Annotated in this window: 19 protein-coding genes; 8 read left to right on the top strand and 11 right to left on the bottom strand. The window is 44.2% G+C overall.

The features are described 5' to 3' along the window. The first annotated feature begins 238 nt into the window (after nt 1-238). Nucleotides 239-934: an EAL domain-containing protein gene (locus tag HRE53_RS27815; protein ID WP_212661543.1), complete on the top strand. Its 696-nt coding sequence runs from the start codon at nt 239-241 to the stop codon at nt 932-934. Here the strand turns inward: HRE53_RS27815 and HRE53_RS27810 are convergent. From HRE53_RS27810 to HRE53_RS27800, 3 genes are all read right to left on the bottom strand, one after another. Then, entirely contained in the window at nt 908-1,066 is a 159-nt protein-coding gene (locus HRE53_RS27810) for a hypothetical protein (RefSeq protein WP_235111389.1), read from the bottom strand. The two genes, HRE53_RS27815 and HRE53_RS27810, sit on opposite strands and share 27 nt — an antisense overlap. A 102-nt stretch (nt 1,067-1,168) precedes the next feature. Further along, entirely contained in the window at nt 1,169-2,143 is a 975-nt protein-coding gene (locus HRE53_RS27805) for a ParB/RepB/Spo0J family partition protein (RefSeq protein ID WP_212661544.1), read from the bottom strand. Then, the gene (locus tag HRE53_RS27800; protein WP_212661545.1) at nt 2,136-2,909 is read right to left on the bottom strand and encodes a ParA family protein; all 774 of its coding nucleotides are present in this window, start codon (nt 2,907-2,909) and stop codon (nt 2,136-2,138) included. The genes HRE53_RS27805 and HRE53_RS27800 overlap by 8 nt, the downstream gene beginning before the upstream one ends. Before the next feature lie 114 nt (nt 2,910-3,023). Here HRE53_RS27800 and HRE53_RS27795 point away from each other — a divergent pair, with 114 nt between their 5' ends. Next, entirely contained in the window at nt 3,024-3,185 is a 162-nt protein-coding gene (locus HRE53_RS27795) for a hypothetical protein (RefSeq protein ID WP_212661626.1), read from the top strand. Between the two features lie 144 nt (nt 3,186-3,329). Continuing rightward, a complete protein-coding gene (gene tnpC / locus HRE53_RS27790; protein ID WP_396133477.1) occupies nt 3,330-4,781 on the top strand; it encodes an IS66 family transposase in 1,452 nt (483 codons plus the stop codon). 28 nt (nt 4,782-4,809) lie between these two features. Here the strand turns inward: tnpC and HRE53_RS27785 are convergent, their stop codons facing one another. Then, on the bottom strand, nt 4,810-5,142 hold the full coding sequence (locus tag HRE53_RS27785) for a hypothetical protein (RefSeq protein ID WP_212661546.1): 333 nt from the start codon (nt 5,140-5,142) through the stop codon (nt 4,810-4,812). Nucleotides 5,143-5,411: 269 nt separating this feature from the next. On the opposite strand from HRE53_RS27785, the gene istA reads away from it, so the two are divergent. Genes istA through HRE53_RS27770 form a run of 3 tightly spaced genes read left to right on the top strand, consistent with a single transcriptional unit; the run spans nt 5,412 to nt 8,139 of the window. Further along, nucleotides 5,412-6,938, top strand: coding sequence for an IS21 family transposase (gene istA / locus HRE53_RS27780; RefSeq protein ID WP_235111388.1), 1,527 nt, complete (start codon nt 5,412-5,414; stop codon nt 6,936-6,938). Continuing rightward, on the top strand, nt 6,939-7,727 hold the full coding sequence (gene istB / locus HRE53_RS27775; protein ID WP_235111387.1) for an IS21-like element helper ATPase IstB: 789 nt from the start codon (nt 6,939-6,941) through the stop codon (nt 7,725-7,727). It begins immediately after the preceding gene. 34 nt (nt 7,728-7,761) lie between these two features. Then, nucleotides 7,762-8,139, top strand: coding sequence for a hypothetical protein (locus HRE53_RS27770; protein WP_235111385.1), 378 nt, complete (start codon nt 7,762-7,764; stop codon nt 8,137-8,139). A 109-nt stretch (nt 8,140-8,248) separates the two neighbouring features. On the opposite strand, the gene HRE53_RS27765 is transcribed toward HRE53_RS27770, so the two are convergent. The 7 genes from HRE53_RS27765 to HRE53_RS27735 form a co-directional block, all read right to left on the bottom strand. Continuing rightward, entirely contained in the window at nt 8,249-8,884 is a 636-nt protein-coding gene (locus tag HRE53_RS27765; protein ID WP_212661547.1) for an alpha/beta hydrolase, read from the bottom strand. Between the two features lie 109 nt (nt 8,885-8,993). Further along, nucleotides 8,994-9,800, bottom strand: a complete 807-nt coding sequence (locus HRE53_RS27760; RefSeq protein WP_235111384.1) for an alpha/beta hydrolase — start codon at nt 9,798-9,800, stop codon at nt 8,994-8,996. A gap of 474 nt (nt 9,801-10,274) precedes the next feature. Continuing rightward, entirely contained in the window at nt 10,275-11,303 is a 1,029-nt protein-coding gene (locus tag HRE53_RS27755) for a rod shape-determining protein (RefSeq protein WP_235111383.1), read from the bottom strand. A gap of 3 nt (nt 11,304-11,306) precedes the next feature. Next, nucleotides 11,307-11,942, bottom strand: a complete 636-nt coding sequence (locus HRE53_RS27750) for a pentapeptide repeat-containing protein (RefSeq protein WP_212661549.1) — start codon at nt 11,940-11,942, stop codon at nt 11,307-11,309. A 143-nt stretch (nt 11,943-12,085) separates the two neighbouring features. Then, nucleotides 12,086-12,664 (bottom strand): hypothetical protein, encoded by a 579-nt coding sequence (locus HRE53_RS27745; RefSeq protein WP_235111382.1) that lies wholly within the window; start codon nt 12,662-12,664, stop codon nt 12,086-12,088. A gap of 35 nt (nt 12,665-12,699) precedes the next feature. After that, on the bottom strand, nt 12,700-13,362 hold the full coding sequence (locus HRE53_RS27740; RefSeq protein WP_212661551.1) for a PRC-barrel domain-containing protein: 663 nt from the start codon (nt 13,360-13,362) through the stop codon (nt 12,700-12,702). A 63-nt stretch (nt 13,363-13,425) separates the two neighbouring features. Continuing rightward, nucleotides 13,426-14,037 carry a hypothetical protein gene (locus HRE53_RS27735; RefSeq protein WP_212661552.1) on the bottom strand — a complete coding sequence of 204 codons (612 nt, stop codon included), beginning with the start codon at nt 14,035-14,037 and terminating at the stop codon, nt 13,426-13,428. Between the two features lie 392 nt (nt 14,038-14,429). Here HRE53_RS27735 and HRE53_RS27730 point away from each other — a divergent pair, with 392 nt between their 5' ends. Further along, nucleotides 14,430-14,888 carry an ATP-dependent zinc protease gene (locus tag HRE53_RS27730; RefSeq protein ID WP_212661553.1) on the top strand — a complete coding sequence of 153 codons (459 nt, stop codon included), beginning with the start codon at nt 14,430-14,432 and terminating at the stop codon, nt 14,886-14,888. Nucleotides 14,889-14,904: 16 nt separating this feature from the next. Next, nucleotides 14,905-15,810, top strand: coding sequence for a 30S ribosomal protein S6--L-glutamate ligase (gene rimK, locus HRE53_RS27725; RefSeq protein ID WP_235111381.1), 906 nt, complete (start codon nt 14,905-14,907; stop codon nt 15,808-15,810). Nucleotides 15,811-15,830: the final 20 nt, after the last annotated feature.

The following is a 15,830-nucleotide window of genomic DNA, read 5'->3' as shown; positions in this document are numbered from 1 at the left end:
TTTGTGAAACCTTTGTGCTCAATTCAACTTGTTTTCCATCAATGGGCATACTAAGGAAGCGGAAAGCCTTAGCTTGCCTGGGTTGCTAACTAACAGCACACTCTGTAAATATTGTTTATCTTGATCTGGCCTATGTCTAACCTCATATCAGAGAAATCCACTTGTGGTTGAGCAGAACTCGATAGTAATGGGGTGTGATGGTTGTCTCAGTTCGCCTGGGCTAAACTTTGAGTTCACAATGGCCTTCCAGCCCATCGTTAATCTTGCAGATGGCAGCATTTTTGCTCAAGAAGCGTTGGTTCGAGGTACGAATAATGAATCAGCAGCTAGTATTCTGGGGCAAGTAACGGATGAGAACCGATATCGTTTTGATCAAGCCTGCCGGGTTCGGGCTATCCAACTTGCTGCAGAATTAGACATTCAATCGATATTGAGTATCAACTTCTTGCCTAATGCCGTGTATCAACCGGAACGTTGTATTCGGACAACACTTGAAACAGCTCAACAATGTAATTTCCCCATTAACCGAATTCTATTTGAGCTGACGGAAGTTGAAAAGGTTAAGGATTACGCTCATGTTCACGCCATCATTGAGCACTACCAAGAGCTAGGGTTTAGAACTGCGTTGGATGACTTTGGTGCAGGTTATTCAGGGTTGAACTTTCTGGCTGATTTCCATCCAGACTTTATCAAGCTAGATATGGCTTTGATTCGGAATATCGATAAAGATAAAGGTCGTCAGGCAATTGTTCGAGGGATTGTGCGAGTCTGTCGAGATTTAGCGATTGAACCCATAGCGGAGGGAGTTGAAACAGGTTTTGAGTTAGATGCTCTTAGACGATTCGGCATCCAATTATTTCAGGGCTATTACTTTGCAAAGCCTAGTTTCAGATCTGTGATCACCGATTTAAATCTCGCCCGCCAGCTTTGCTAGGGGGCTGTCAGGATGCACGGGTTGATTCAGCAACTGAGATGCCTGGTTTCGGGCCTCTACGATAGAAGCATAGGCTTTGCCCGCCAGGAACTCAGCCGCGAACAATTCGGCAAGGTCGTCTTGCTGCGACATCAGGATTCAGTTAAGTCGTCAAGTTTTGATGTGTTGAGACGATTTAAACAGGAATGGCGGCTGAGGGCAAGCGATTGAAAGAATGTCTAAGGTTGGGCTCTTTTACTCACATTCTGAAATAAGTGATTCAAGCTGATTAGTTAGTGATTCAACTTTTTTGCGAATCTTTTTGTCCTTTAATAATTTTGGGCTTGTAGCCCTTTTTAATACAGATCTAGCTCGATCACGCAAAATAATTTCTTCACTACTAGTTGTCTTACTTGAGACCGTAGTAATGAGACTCTGAAGTTGTTTAACTGTAAGCTCTTCTGCAACAACACGTTGTAACAATTCTTCCCGAATGTCTTCGTCTTTAACTCTAGCTATGCGGATAGCTTTCGTATATGAGACTTTTCCTGATTCAAGAAATGCAACTACATCATTAGGTAGATTGATGAGTTGCAGTTTGTTAGCAACGAAAGACTTCCAGTTTAGCCCCATCTCTTCAAAGACAGAGAGAATAAATCTCCTTTGCTCATCGTTGATAATAACGTTATTATCGCTACGACGGTTTGCTGCGTTAAAGAGTGAAGTCAAGATCTGAGAAACTTCGTCTTTACTCATTTGAAGGCCAGTGGATAGAAGTTGAATGATTCCACGAGTTCGTTCAAATGGATTAATATCTGACCGTGCTTCATTCTCGATAATGGCTATTTTTAATGCAATGAGATCATCAACCTCATCTACTTTTGCTGGCACTATTTTATGGCCTAACTCTTCAGCGGCAAGTCTACGTTGCGAACCTGCAATCAGCTCAAAATACTTACCTTTGCCTGGTATCGGTCTTAGTAAAAGCGGCTCTCTGATACCAACAGATTGAATCGTAGCCTTGATTTGTTCGATTTTCTCTCGATCGTAATAAAGCCTAAGCTGAAATTCAGGGAGAATAATCTTGTCAAGACTTATTTCCACAATTGGAGATGTACTCCAAGCGGGCTGGCCTTTAGAATTAAGAAGATCATCGTTAAGTACAAAGCTCTCTAATGCTGCTTCAGTATCTTTTCCCTTCCTGAGAGTAAGCGAACGACGGCTAGCCATTAATGATCCTCACGATTTCTTCAAAAAGTTCACAATACTCATTTCGAGCCATTTCTATAGGAGTGAAGTTTTTGTTTTTCTTTTTTAACTTTCTCTTTCTACGATTTTCTTCTAGGCGTTGTACTTCTCTAATCGCTGTAGTTCTCTGGCCTGGAGTATCCATTATGCATGTTCTTTGATGGATGACTGTATCAAGCGGGAACACATGCTTCCTGGTTTTCTCATCTTTGTCTGCCGCTTCAAGAGCTTCCCGTAATAAGATGGTGCCTTCCTCAGCACGGTTAAAGAATAGAACGGCTTTAGGTAAGCCCCCTCTAATATCTTGTGCAACTTCGACCATTTCAATAGTTTCATCGTTGCTATCCAAATCTAGTTGTGAGGTTTGACAGGGAATGACAACAATATCGCAACGGCTCAAAATTGCTCTGGAGACATCTTCCATACTTCCAGGAGCATCTACGATGACATAATCAAATTTTTCTTTTACATTTGGCAGCTCTCTTAGAAGCGTTCTTGCGTCTCCCATGACTGTATATTCTATTTCTGGACTGATTGCTGAGAGCCATTTGGAGCTGCTTCTTTGGGCATCTGCATCTATAAATCCTACAGAGCCAAATTGCTCAAACCAATCACGAGCATGTGTGGCTGTGGTGGTTTTGCCAACTCCACCTTTCTGGCTGAGAAAAGCAATGATTATGGGTTTAGTGGGGGGTATAAACTTCTTTTTCTTGGTGCTCAATTGCTTATCTCTTGTAGCTGTGATCATTTATATGCCTCTAGATGAGTCAAAAATATTCACAAAACCTGAAAGGATAATAACGTTATTATCAGATTTGTCAAGATATTGAATGTTCTTCAAAAATATTTTTCTTCTCAGGAAATGCTTTGCTTGGCAAGCTTTTTAGCTTTTTCCGAAGGTCTATTTGTGCTGACCCTACCCGAAATCCTGGAGTATCTGGACTTCAAGGTTTACGTTGAGACACCAGATGATCTGCGGATGAATCGAAGGATTATCAGGGATGGTACGGAGAAACTGAGGTAAGAGTCCAGTGTGATCCAGGAATGGCAGACTAATGTTATCTTCATTCGTTACTGCCCAGGCTTAAATCATTGTGTTGAGAATGAAGTTATAACTCTCTCTGGATCTATGTTTTAAGCACAACAGCAATCAATCCGTGATCTTCCGTTGAACAAGAAAGTCTCTGATCAAAAAATTAGTGAATCTGATATTCGAGCAATCTACCATCAAGGTGAGGATGCGGTTGTTGAGCTAGTCACCCGTCTTATCGAGCGGATAGAGCGACTAGAAGAACGTCTTGACAAGGATAGTCGTAACAGTAGTAAACCCCCCTCAGGCGATGGCTTTGGGAAGCGGACAAAAAGTCTACGGGGTAAGAGTAAACGCAAAAGTGGTGGGCAAAAAGGTCATCCTGGTCGCACATTGGAGTGGCGTGAGACCGTCGATGCCGTAGTTTTACATCCGGTGACTCAGTGTCAAGAATGTGGTACCTCTTTAACAGAAGTAGCACCACAACAATATGACCTTAGGCAGGTTCATGAGTTACCCCCCTTGTCATTACAGGTGATTGAGCATCAAGCAGAAGTCAAATATTGTGAGCACTGTCAAACCTTGAGTCGGGGTGTATTCCCTGCAGATGTCACCAATGTAGTTCAGTATGGCAGCAGCCTTAAAGGCTTGATGGTGTACTTGATGGACGCTCAACTGTTGCCGTTTGAACGAACGAGTGAGCTGTTGAAAGAAGTTTTTGGCTGCCAGGTTTCTGAAGGAACCCTCTGCAATGCCCGTACAACCTGTGCTCAGAAATTAGAACCGATTGAGGTACAGATCAAAGACGGAATTGAGCAAGCAGCAATAGGGCATTTTGACGAGGCAGGCCTGCGGGTGAACAGCAAGCTATGGTGGCTACATGTCGCCTGTACGAGTGGGTTGACCTACTACTTTGTTCATGCCAAACGCGGAAAAGCAGCGATGGACGAAATGGATATTCTGCCGAACTTTACGGGCACCAGCATTCATGATGGTTGGCAGAGTTACGCCACCTATGATTGTGCTCATGGTCTCTGCAATGCTCATCATTTGCGGGAGTTACGCTTTATCGTTGAGCACTATCAGCAACCTTGGGCTGAAGAGATGATGACATTGTTGGTGGACATCAAAACTCAGGTAGAGAGTGCTCATGCTGAAGGCTTAAAAGCTCTCAGCACAGAACAAATCGAGATGTTTGAGCAGCGTTACCGAAAAGTATTAGCCGATGGATTCAAGAGTAATCCAATCCTGCCAGTTGATGAAAACGCACCTAAGAAACGAGGCAAGAAAAAACAAAGTACACCGAAAAACCTTCTCGACCGATTTGAGAAGTACCAATCTGCTGTCCTGGCCTTTATGTATGATTTCCAGGTTCCCTTTGATAACAATCAGACTGAACGGGATATTCGCATGATGAAATTGAAGCAGAAGATCTCAGGCTGCTTCCGCTCGTTGGCGGGTGCCCAGCAGTTCTGCCGTATTCGCGGTTATATTTCGACTTTGAGAAAGCAAGATATCCCTGTACTTGATTCACTTAGAAGTATTTTTGTTGGAACTCCTGTGCTACCAATGCTTCAGCCTGGGCAGTAACCTTCATTCATACCATCTTGCTCAGTGTCTAAATATTTAATTGACCTGTGCTAAATAGTTGAAACCCGCTCACAAAACACCCGAAAGATAGACAGAATTGCCAAAGGCTAGTGGGATTGAGGACGGCATGGCTACTGAAGAAGATCAGCAAAACTCCAATTCCCATGAGCACCCACCCTAAAAATTTCTCTCGTCTGGGTAAGAAAAAGAGTGAGATAACTCCACCTGTTAGGAAAAGTACAGAAGCATCTGCTGAAATACCTCGCCACCAATAAGGATGAACATTGGTAGTGAAGTAAATGTTCTGGCCCATGAAATAGAAGCCTATTGCCAGCAGAGCCAAGCCCATTAATCTACCCATTCAAAATGTTCCTCAATACCAAGCATAGGGTTCATCTCTAGATTGCCCAATACTTGAAGGCACCGAGACAGTAGAGTTTAATGCAGAGCAGACTGACACAGGAACGAAGCAAGTAACTATGCAGGCGACAAATCCATCCGATCCTTAGTCAGATCCAAATACTCGATATTATCCCGGCACACCCATTTGAGGAGAATCCTTGGTGGATGTGGGTTTGCAGCGAACTTCTGTGAATTCCGGAAACTCTGACTGCACCAATTCCGGAAAGTTTGTCTCCAACATTGCCGCTATCTGAGCAAGATGAAAATAGTCATCTAAATCAGTGGCAGGTCCAGATGTATAAGCAATTGGAGCGTTACGTGGTGCAAAAACTTAGAAAGAAAAAAGTCTCCCAAAAGGAAGTTCGAGAACTCACGGGCATTAGTGAAAAAAGTATTCAACGGATTGAGAAAGAACCCGAGATCACCGACATTAATGAGGAGGCTTTCCGGAAATCTAGAAACATGGGTAGACCGAGTCCCGTTAGCCAATATGAGGCACAAATCTTGGAATGGCTTCAAGAACCTCGTGCGCCTGAAGATGGACTGATTAAAGGCCAAGAGATTCTGGCTCGACTCAGACAACAAGGGTATACCGGTGGTAAATCGGCTGTCTATGAATTAGTCAGGCGCATCAGACCGAAGGAGCCTCCAAAGCCTATCCTTCGGTTTGAGGGATTACCTGGAGAGTTTTCCCAGCATGACTTTGGTCAGCGTTGGGTCACCTTTGCAGATGGGACTCGCAGATTGGTTCGCTTCTTTGCCTCTCGGCTCAAATACTCTCGCTTTGTGGATATTCAGATCGTCGATAACGAACAACAAGAAACGGTAGTTCGCAGCTTACTCAAAGCCTTTGAGCATTTTGGCGGGGTGCCGATGATGGGGGTATTTGACAATATGAGTAGTGCGGTCAAATCCCGAGAGACGAAAGAAGATGGCAGTGTCAAAGTCCATTGGACAGAACGCTTTGGCCAGTTCGTGGTCGATTGCGGATTAATCCCCCTGGCCTGCTGGCCTTACCGTCCACAAGAGAAAGGGTCCGTCGAGAATCTGGTGGGGTTTGTCAAAGGTAACTTCTTCTGTGGTCGAACTTTTAAGGACATGGAGGATGTTCATCAACAGCTGCAAACGTGGATGCATCACGTCAATGAGCAACGACCTTGTGATGCCACCGGTGAGATCCCCGCTGTGCTGCTCAAGCGTGAGCCACTGCAACCGTTGAATCATCAGGCTCAAACCTATGCCTTCAAAGTCAGTGTCGTCGTCCGGCCCACGGCACGGGTTCACTATCGAGGGATAGAGTACTCCGTCCCTGGCCATGCGGTGGGTCAAACCGTGACTCTACACCTACAGCAAGAACAAGTGAGCATCTATCAAGGTGATCGCTGTTTGGGAGTCCATCCGAGATTTCCGGAAAATGGAAAGTCCAGTGTCTTGAGTGAACATGCTCAAGAGTTTTTCACCTCCCCCCACAAAAAGCCCTATGCCCAACGTCAAATCTTGTTGGATTTAGATCCATTAGTGGAGCCTTATCTGACAGAGTTGGTGCATCGCCGTCCCCAAGCTTGGGCAGAGGATGTGGACTTGACCTATCAGCTGTATGAGAAAGTGGGGCGGACTGAATTGTTGGCAGCGATTGAACTGGCAGTAGAAGCCCGTTGTATTGGCAGTGAATATCTCTTGGAGTTTGTAGAACATCCCCACGCTTGTGCCGACTCTCATCTTCTCCAGAACTCTTCAGAAGGGGGGCACTGCTAAATGACATTAGACATTATGTTGAAGCGATTGGGCTTGAGTACGGTCCAACGAGTCTTACCAGACCTGACGTCCATTGCGGAGAAAGAAGCTTGGTCTTATACCCAGTTCCTTGAGCGGCTAGTCTCTGAAGAGATTGCTCAACGGGCAGAAAATCGGATTGCCAATCAGGTTGCCAAAGCCAAGTTCCCGTTTCAGGCGACCATTGAAACCTTTGATTTCACTTTCAAAAGCGATCTCAAACTGCAAATGCTTGGACGGTTTCTAGGTCCTGAATTAGTCAGTGAACATCGTTCATTGATCCTTGAAGGTCCCCCAGGAACGGGGAAGACACACCTGTGTATTAGTATTGCCTACAAGTCAATTCAGAATGGCTTTTCAGCCCGTTTTACAACGGCAACTGCACTGATTAATGACTTAAGAGTTGCCCATGATCTCAACCTGGCTCTTAAGCCTTATCTGCAACCCCATGTACTGGTGATTGATGAGATGGGCTATCTCGGCTATGGATCTGGAGCAGCTGATGTTCTGTTTCAAGTCGTGGACCAACGCTATCTCAAAGGCAAGCCCATTCTGTTTACCACTAACAAACCCCTCAAGCATTGGGGGAGGGTTTTGCATGATGAAGAGCTGGCTCGGGCCATTATTGACCGGACCCTTCACCATGGCGAGTACATGAAGCTGACTGGAGCGTCCTATCGATTGAAAGGTCGAAAAATTGATTTGGATCTGCCAGCTATTTCTGAGCGCCCTACGGCCACAAAAGGGGGTGATACTAAATCAGAAAATTGACAGATAATGACAAGCTAAGCGATCAATAAATTTAGTGGTCAAACTTTCCGGAAAAGATCCTCGATCTGCCAGTCAGAGTTTCCGGAATTCACAACTTCAACATCACCTGATGGTATTGGTCTTCCGTCGTACTGGAATGCTGAAGCCGCTCCCAGTTCTCCGTCAGGTTTTGCAAGGTGTCATTGCCAATCTCACTACGAAAGGCCGTGGCAATCCCCATCTGTTCATCAATAGAGAAGAAGAAGAAATCACCGCTCTCGATCATGTGCTGCAATACCGCTTGAGCAACGGCATTATTGGGGTTGATCAGAACGTTGAAGGTCTGGAAGCCATAGAATTCAAAGGCAAAGCTTTAATCTGGCAACCCGAAAGGTTGTTTAATCCATATCTCTATTCAATCAGGAAAGCGTAAACCCGCCATCAGCAAAGAGGATGAAGATTTTTACATCCCCATCCTCCTATTGGACTAGTCCTATTGGTTTTCCTGCTTAACTCATCACATCCGCCTGGCACATCTATGACTATTGTGAACAGTCACAAATGAAACTACTCAGAACATCTTTGGCTACAGCTAAGGGACCTGTTCCCTCTACTGCCTCTTCACCACTACCTATGAGGCCATCAATCGTTCCAGCCACTTTTGCAAGTTTAAAGCCATCTACAACAAATTCTTGCGTGGGATATCGCTGTAAAAATTCCAAAAAGGATATGCGGTTGTCATCACTGAGAGAAAGGATGACGGCTGAGCGAAATGCTTGTAGATTAGCTTTTTTGCTAGGGGTCTGAAATATTTGCCCTGCCTGAAATAAGGCATATTCACCAGGGAGGATATGAAGTAGGCGATCTGCAGTCTGCAGCTTTACTTTTACCTCCTTGGTCATAAACTGACGGGCCGCTTCAGGATCTTGCCCTGACACATTCAAAAAGAACTTTAACTTAGAAGATGCTTTACCCGTTTGAGCAAAAGTTTCCAACTCATCTACAGTCAAGGATTGACCAAACTGCTTGTAGGTAAACACCACCTTCTCTGCAGCATTAGCAGAAGAACTGGACAATAACAGACTAGTTGTTGAGGCCACGGTAACAGTGGCTAAAGATAACCCTTTAACGACATCCCAATGACCCATCTTTGACAACCACGAGGGAAATATGGCCATAGATTGACTCCAATATACTTTGAATAATCATGTCAGCATTAATAAAGAGCGATTGTGGAGGGCAGCCCAGAAAACGAACCACCCAATACTGAAACACCACCCATAACTGCTATTGGACTTTGGCAGAAGTAGCCATGGGTTGAGTAGCTGGTCCTGTGGCTGTGTCTAATGGCTTGACTGTAGATGCATCTTCTTTTAGCTGGGCTGTATCAGAGGAAGTTGGTTCAGAAGATGTAGTAGGGACTACTACATCTTCGCAATCCTCTAATCCTTTCTGTGAATGATGTTGATGGCTAGAAACCGTTTGAGCTTTTGTCTCATTCGGAGATGCCTGAGTTGTATTGCAATCACAAATGAAGTCTGACAATACGCCTTTCGCAACTTCTAAAGCAGGCAGAATTCGCTCCACAAATCCACTTACATCGTTGTAAGTGCCTTCAAGATTTGTTATGTCTAGGCGAATGGTGTTTTGGGGATGTTTGTTGATAATTTCTAAGAAAGAAATACGATCATCCTCTATTGAGTTAAGCACCGCTGTTTTGATAGAATTCAGACCTCGCTCAGTTTTACCATCCGTGCTAGAAATAACCTGGTCAAGCTTAAAGAGCAGGAATTCACCATTTGAGCCTTCAATAAAGTTCTTCATGAATTTTGGAACTGTCAGCTGATCCGAGAGGATGGCCCGGACTACTTTTGGTAGCTCAGCATCTGTATTAAGCAGGGTTTGCAATGAAGATGGCAGTTCTCCAGTATTAGTAAAGTTATCCAGCTCCTGTCGGGTTACATTGACTTCAGTATCTTGATAGCGGACAAAAATGCTCTCAGCCGCTTGGGATTCAGTTGCTAGGAGTGGAACACCCATTACGGTAGCACTAGCTAATCCCAAAGGAAGTAAAGATTGAAGATAATTTTTCATAAAAACTCCTTGCAATTTAGTTCTATTAGGTCAATGAAGAGAGGTGAGAATGGATTTCCTTGCTATAGAGCGCCTATATTCGGCATGTTATCTACCTACGATTGTTGTTCATTTATCGTCAAATGAAATCAACTGTATGGACGTATCTAAATGTCCTCAACTTGTCCAATGGGACGATATGGCATCATCCGATGGGATGATTATTACTTCTGACTACGGAAGGACTGAAGCTAATCTTGCACCAATTCTGAGCTTTTATCATCCTTATGGCCTCGTCCAAATGACTACTTTAAGGGCTGATTTGTGAGGGAAAACCCTAGCAATGGCTTGCTAGGGCGGTTTGGTACAGGGTGTTAGGGTAAAGCGATGTATTAGAAAACGGTTTAGATTTCGTTGGGCTAAAACCGTTCAACAATGAGAATATGAATTTCAAAATCCGCTTGGTCATCGAAATGGACATCTAACTGATCACAATCAGTTAGATGTCATAAATACTCTGTCCCATTTTTGGCGATCTTCGAGAATCTTTCCAATTCCTAAAGCCACACAGTCAAGAGGTTTGAGAGCTACATGCACAAAAACACCAGTTTCCTGGCTGATTAATCGATCAAGTCCTCTCAACAAAGCTCCACCACCACATAGCATTAGTCCATTGGTATAAATATCTGAGACTAGTTCTGGTGACAACTTTTCTAAGGTTTGCTGAACGGTATTCACAATCAATGCAACTTCCTTTTGCAGGATGTCACGTACCTCTGCCCCCTTCAAAGTCAGTTGTTTAGGCAAGCCAGATTGAGAGCTACGGCCTCCTACTTCCATCTCCTCTATATCCCAATGTGGATGGATGAGGGAAGATCCTAGCTTATGCTTAATCGCTTGAGCCGTTTGTAATCCTACTAATAGATCATAATTACGTTTAAGGGATTGGCGGATCGCATCATCCATATGAGTACCAGCGACTCGGATGGATTGGCTACTCACCACCCCACATAAACTGATAACCGCCACTTCAGTTGTACCGCCACCGATATCAACAATCATATTCCCAAGAGGCTTATCGATGGGCAGATCTGCACCGATGGCTGCAGCGATCGCTTCATCAATAATAGAAATGTCTTTTGCACCAGCTAGTCCAGCAATATCTTGAAGTGCCCGTCGCTCTACATTTGTGGCTCCGTTAGGAATCGCCAGAGTCAATTGGGGAGGGAAAAAGGGTTTCCTTCCTAATCCCTGATTTAGAACCCGTTGTAATAACTGAAAGGCGATGTCTACGTCCGTAATGACGCCTTCGCGCAGTGGGTAGCTGACCATAATATTGGTTGGCTCCCTTCCCTCTAGGCGTTGGGCTTGATGACCGCAAGCTAAGATGGACTGATTTTCTGTATCCCTAGCAATAACCGTGGGTTGACGGATGATAATACCCTTTCCCTTGGCATACACCAACGTATTAACTGTTCCCAAATCTATCCCAATATCGGGTGAGAAAACTCTCAATAATCCCACCTATTATTTCTCCATTGGCATAAGATCTTTGAGTTCAGCCCCATCCAAAATTGCTAAATTTAGATTACTGCCAGAAATATCCGTATGGATCAGTTGTGCCTCACTCAGGTCTGTTCCTGTCAAAGTTACATCGACCAAATGAGTGTGGTGGAGTTTGGCTCTATATAGAATGGCATTCGATAAATTGGCACCATTCAAGACCGCCTTTTGCAGATTTGCTTCTCGAAGATTCGCTCTCGTTAAGTCTGCCCGATCTAACGCAACAGAAACTAAACTCGCCCTGATTAAGATGGCATTATGAAGCTGAGCCTCAATGAGATTCGCTTGGGTTAAGATGGCATCAGTCAAATTAGCCCCAGTGAGATGGGCATTATTAAGGTCAGCTTTCTCCATCTGAGCACCCGTTAGATTGGCCTCAGTCAGATTAGCCTCGCTCAGGTCCACTCCTCGTAAATCGGCCTGACAAAATAGGGTTTTGATGAGTCGCTTACCTGCAAACTTTACTCCTCGCAAATCAGCGCCTCTAAAATCCACACCACTTAGGTCCATATCCTGAGTATGGTCAAGGGGGCGGGGTTTTAAATCACAAGCCATTGCATCATCTTTATTTTCTGGATGGGCTTGGTTCCGCGTATACATAATTGAACCTTTGAATATTATTTATTGCACCTTTGAGCTAGCAGCTATCAGGATTTCTTAGGACAAAGCGTTTAACCTTTCTAGACTCCAGTTCGCGAAAGACCGAAAATCAAAATAGCTGAGCTGAGAGTCACTGCCTCTAACTAGGGTGATACCCTCGGTTGAGCGGAAGGTTGAGGTTCAGAAGAAGATGGTTGCGACTGAACCTCAGGTGCTGGGTTGGATTGACGGCTCCGAATGTCTGAACTGCCATTAGAACCATTGAGAGACTGAATATCCGTGGACAAACGCTTGACTTGTTGAACCACTTTTTGAAGCTGTTCTTGGTTATTCTGAACTTCTTCTGTCAAGGCTGATGGATCAAATTTCTTCAAGGACTTAACGTCCTGCTCCAGAGCTTCAATTTTGGACTCAAGAACAGTTTCAGACAGGTCTGCATTGATATTGGATGTTTGGGGTTCCTGTTCAAAAGACAGCACACGAATGGCTAACCAGACTGATACGCCTCCTAAGATCATGACGAAGGCAATCAGCATGCCGATGATAAAATTTGACCGACTTCGTAACCGCTCTGTCTCGATTTGAACTCCCGTCAGATCATTTTGTACACTCCGTTTCAAATCCTGAGAAATTTGAGCAAGGGATTCAGAAGTCAGGAGGTTAGGATTCCCTTGTGGGGTATTGCTAGGTTGAGGCGCTTGTGATTCCGAATAATTAGTCATGGTGTTAATTCTCCATACTGAAGATGAGTAATAAATCAGCTTGCAATCAGATTTGTGGTTTTAGGTCGTAGAGATATGTCAGCACGGTTGAATTTATTAGCATCAAAATTTAAATCCAGATGAAGATTGTGCAAAAAAAGATTCATGTTTGATTCAACGGGTGAAGTCGCAAGGCCGACAGTTGGGGGAAGACAGTCTTGCTTGGGTCTTTGTGAATCAACGGTTAGTTCTATTAAGAATCTATCCCCCTTATAGATCAGTTCAGCTGCGGAGAAGTCCAACAATTCAGGGAAATACCTCTGGTGTTCTGGGACTACGAACTGATACTGAAGGATTTCACCTGTATTAGCTTCAAAGTAATAGTCGATAAGGTTACCTAGCCAGTTACCTGAATGAGTCCATACTTCATTGCCTAATTGATAATGAATAGATGATTTGGGCTGGAAAATTAGTGCTGTACTTTCGGCAACATCTAACCAAGCCCCTTCAGGACTTACCGCTACCACCTGTTCCCAAGGCAGAGATCTTTGCTCATCTGCATTCAATAACGTTTTATACGTTAATCCTAAGACTTGGTGCAATTGCTTATCCACCCAGATTTGATGCACTGTGCCCAAGAGTTGCCCCGTATGACAATCCCATACTGGACAATCAATGAGTTGACTGAACTGGATAAGGGGATAGGTAGAGAGGCGCATAGTTATTCACTGGTTAAATAGGACAGTTATGATGCCAAGTTAGACTGGATCAACAGTCGAACATTACTCAACACTGTTGAATTTCTGAGCTGTAATAGGTGATACGGTGGGTGAGAAAGATGGAGAGTTGCTAGATAGAACAGTATGACTAGCGACCAAGAGGCTTCCTGTGATACCCAATGCTCCACAGAGCAAGCCTGTTCGCCACCGCAATTGCGATCTAAGTTTTTGGACTTCTATTGAGCAGTGATCGGGTATAAGACTAGCTGGAGGGACGACTGCACCCTCTAAAGTTGGTTGGCCAGTTGTCTGGGTTGGAGACTGGAACATGACCTGTTCATGCAGCCAATCTGTAATTAATTGTGGACAATTATGCTGGAACCAGCGGAGACCGACAAATCTAAATAAGGGCTTAGACTGGGTTGCAACCGCTCTGCTAATTCGATTGAGCGATCTTACAGTCACTTTTTGATTGATTAGGTTGATGGACCCGATGTCATACAGCCGATCCAAGATCAACTTGATTGTGGTCGATTCATGCCGCACAAGCTGTTCTAGTAACAGTGAAATTTCATCTACAGACTTTTGCTCCACTGGGTTAGCTCGATTCAGCAAGCCTGCAGCCGCAGTGGAAATGGAAGTGGAAGATTCGGAGGATTGAGAGCGCTTCAACATGAGTTTGTAATAACGCAATAACCTTATTTAATTCTGAATCCTCCCCCTTGAAATCGACCGCATGTCTAAAAATATGGATTTACTTCATCCATGAGGACTAGTCCCTTGAGATGTTGACGGACGAGTAACTATGTACGAAGGTAAGGAGGCTCGAATGCAACGATAACTCAACACTTTTATTACTCATCACAAAAGATGAATCGTTTATTTTCAGTAGAAAATATGCACTGTTTCTTCAGTTAATTCAATTTCATTCAACTAAAGACTGGGCTGCTCTGAATAACTCATATTGATCAGCGCTATCTCACCACAACACTAACAGCTAACTATTGAGGGTAAAAAATCCTTATCAAGGCCATCACAAACGATTTAATAATCTCGGAGAATATTTGATGACAGCTTCTTCGTCTCAAGTGATATTGCCTATCATTGGCTGGCGCGAGTGGGTATCATTTCCAGAACTAGAAATCCCCCAAGTTAAAGCCAAAATTGATACAGGGGCTCGTTCTTCCGCGCTACATGCATTTGACATAGAGCGATTCCAAGACAATGGCAAATCAATGCTTCGGTTCAAAACTCATCCTATTCAAAAGGATAAAACTACGATTGTTACAGCTATTGCCGAGCTGTTAGAAGTCAAACAAGTTCGAGATTCAGGAGGACATACTGAAATGCGTCCCGTCATCCTCACGGAGATCGCCCTCTCCAATTACTCCTGGAAGATAGAGGTGACCCTGACTGATCGCAGTTCTATGGGATTTCGGATGTTGTTGGGACGGCAGGCTGTTCGTCAGCGCTTTGTCATTGATGTAGGTCAATCCTATATCCACAATTCAGATCCTCAAAATTAATGTAATCGGAATAACTATGAAAATCGCCATCCTCTCCCAGCAGCAATCTCTCTATTCAACTCGGCGACTCTTAGAAGCGGGTGAAGAGAGAGGGCATGAAATACATGTCATCAATTATTTGCGATGCTACATGAATATCACGGCCCATAAGCCCAAGGTTCTCTATCAAGGAGATTCGCTGGAAGGCTACGATGCGATTATTCCTCGAATTGGGGCTTCTAAAACTTTTTACGGTACGGCTGTAGTCAGACAATTTGAAGTTATGGGGGTTTTCTCGGCCAATGAATCCCAGGCAATCTCGCGATCTAGAGATAAACTTCGCTGTCTGCAAATTTTGTCACAAAAAGGGATTGGTCTACCAGTGACAGGATTTGCCAATTCCTCAAAAGATATTGACGGATTGATTGAAAGTGTCGGTGGGGCTCCATTAGTAATCAAGCTACTAGAAGGTACTCAGGGAATTGGAGTGGTTTTGACAGAGACACATCAAGCGGCAAAGTCTGTCATTGAAGCGTTTCGGGGTCTGGATGCCAATATCTTGGTACAGGAATTTATCAAAGAAGCGGGGGGTATGGACATACGGTGTTTTGTCGTGGGAGATCGGATCATCGCTGCTATGAAACGGCAAGGTGCTCCTGGTGAGTTCCGCTCCAATATCCATCGAGGCGGTAGTGCTACTCAAATCAAGCTAACACCAGAAGAACGAAGCACTGCAATTCGTGCTTCAAAAGCAATGGGTTTGCGGGTTGCTGGGGTTGATTTACTGCGTTCCAATCACGGCCCAGTCATCATGGAAGTTAATTCTTCTCCTGGTTTAGAAGGAATTGAAACGGCAACAGAGATCGATGTTGCAGGTAAGGTCATCGAATTTTTAGAAAAGAATGCGGGACCAGGTAAGACCCGCGATCGCATTAAATATTAACCTTCACAAATAGTACAAAA

Source organism: Acaryochloris sp. 'Moss Beach', assembly GCF_021497025.1.
Taxonomy (GTDB): domain Bacteria; phylum Cyanobacteriota; class Cyanobacteriia; order Thermosynechococcales; family Thermosynechococcaceae; genus Acaryochloris; species Acaryochloris marina_A.
This window is presented reverse-complemented; position numbering and strand designations above follow the sequence as displayed.

Bases quoted from the DNA above. Each gene is read 5' to 3' on its own strand.
- HRE53_RS27760 (WP_235111384.1), bottom strand. From the start codon at position 9,800: ATGAAAAATTATCTTCAATCTTTACTTCCTTTGGGATTAGCTAGTGCT.
- HRE53_RS27795 (WP_212661626.1), top strand. From the start codon at position 3,024: ATGCTTTGCTTGGCAAGCTTTTTAGCTTTTTCCGAAGGTCTATTTGTG.
- rimK (WP_235111381.1), top strand. From the start codon at position 14,905: ATGAAAATCGCCATCCTCTCCCAGCAGCAATCTCTCTATTCAACTCGG.
- HRE53_RS27810 (WP_235111389.1), bottom strand. From the start codon at position 1,066: ATGTCGCAGCAAGACGACCTTGCCGAATTGTTCGCGGCTGAGTTCCTG.
- HRE53_RS27785 (WP_212661546.1), bottom strand. From the start codon at position 5,142: ATGGGTAGATTAATGGGCTTGGCTCTGCTGGCAATAGGCTTCTATTTC.
- HRE53_RS27805 (WP_212661544.1), bottom strand. From the start codon at position 2,143: ATGGCTAGCCGTCGTTCGCTTACTCTCAGGAAGGGAAAAGATACTGAA.
- istB (WP_235111387.1), top strand. From the start codon at position 6,939: ATGACATTAGACATTATGTTGAAGCGATTGGGCTTGAGTACGGTCCAA.
- HRE53_RS27815 (WP_212661543.1), top strand. From the start codon at position 239: ATGGCCTTCCAGCCCATCGTTAATCTTGCAGATGGCAGCATTTTTGCT.
- HRE53_RS27745 (WP_235111382.1), bottom strand. From the start codon at position 12,664: ATGACTAATTATTCGGAATCACAAGCGCCTCAACCTAGCAATACCCCA.
- HRE53_RS27730 (WP_212661553.1), top strand. From the start codon at position 14,430: ATGACAGCTTCTTCGTCTCAAGTGATATTGCCTATCATTGGCTGGCGC.
- HRE53_RS27735 (WP_212661552.1), bottom strand. From the start codon at position 14,037: ATGTTGAAGCGCTCTCAATCCTCCGAATCTTCCACTTCCATTTCCACT.
- HRE53_RS27740 (WP_212661551.1), bottom strand. From the start codon at position 13,362: ATGCGCCTCTCTACCTATCCCCTTATCCAGTTCAGTCAACTCATTGAT.
- HRE53_RS27800 (WP_212661545.1), bottom strand. From the start codon at position 2,909: ATGATCACAGCTACAAGAGATAAGCAATTGAGCACCAAGAAAAAGAAG.
- HRE53_RS27750 (WP_212661549.1), bottom strand. From the start codon at position 11,942: ATGTATACGCGGAACCAAGCCCATCCAGAAAATAAAGATGATGCAATG.
- HRE53_RS27765 (WP_212661547.1), bottom strand. From the start codon at position 8,884: ATGGCCATATTTCCCTCGTGGTTGTCAAAGATGGGTCATTGGGATGTC.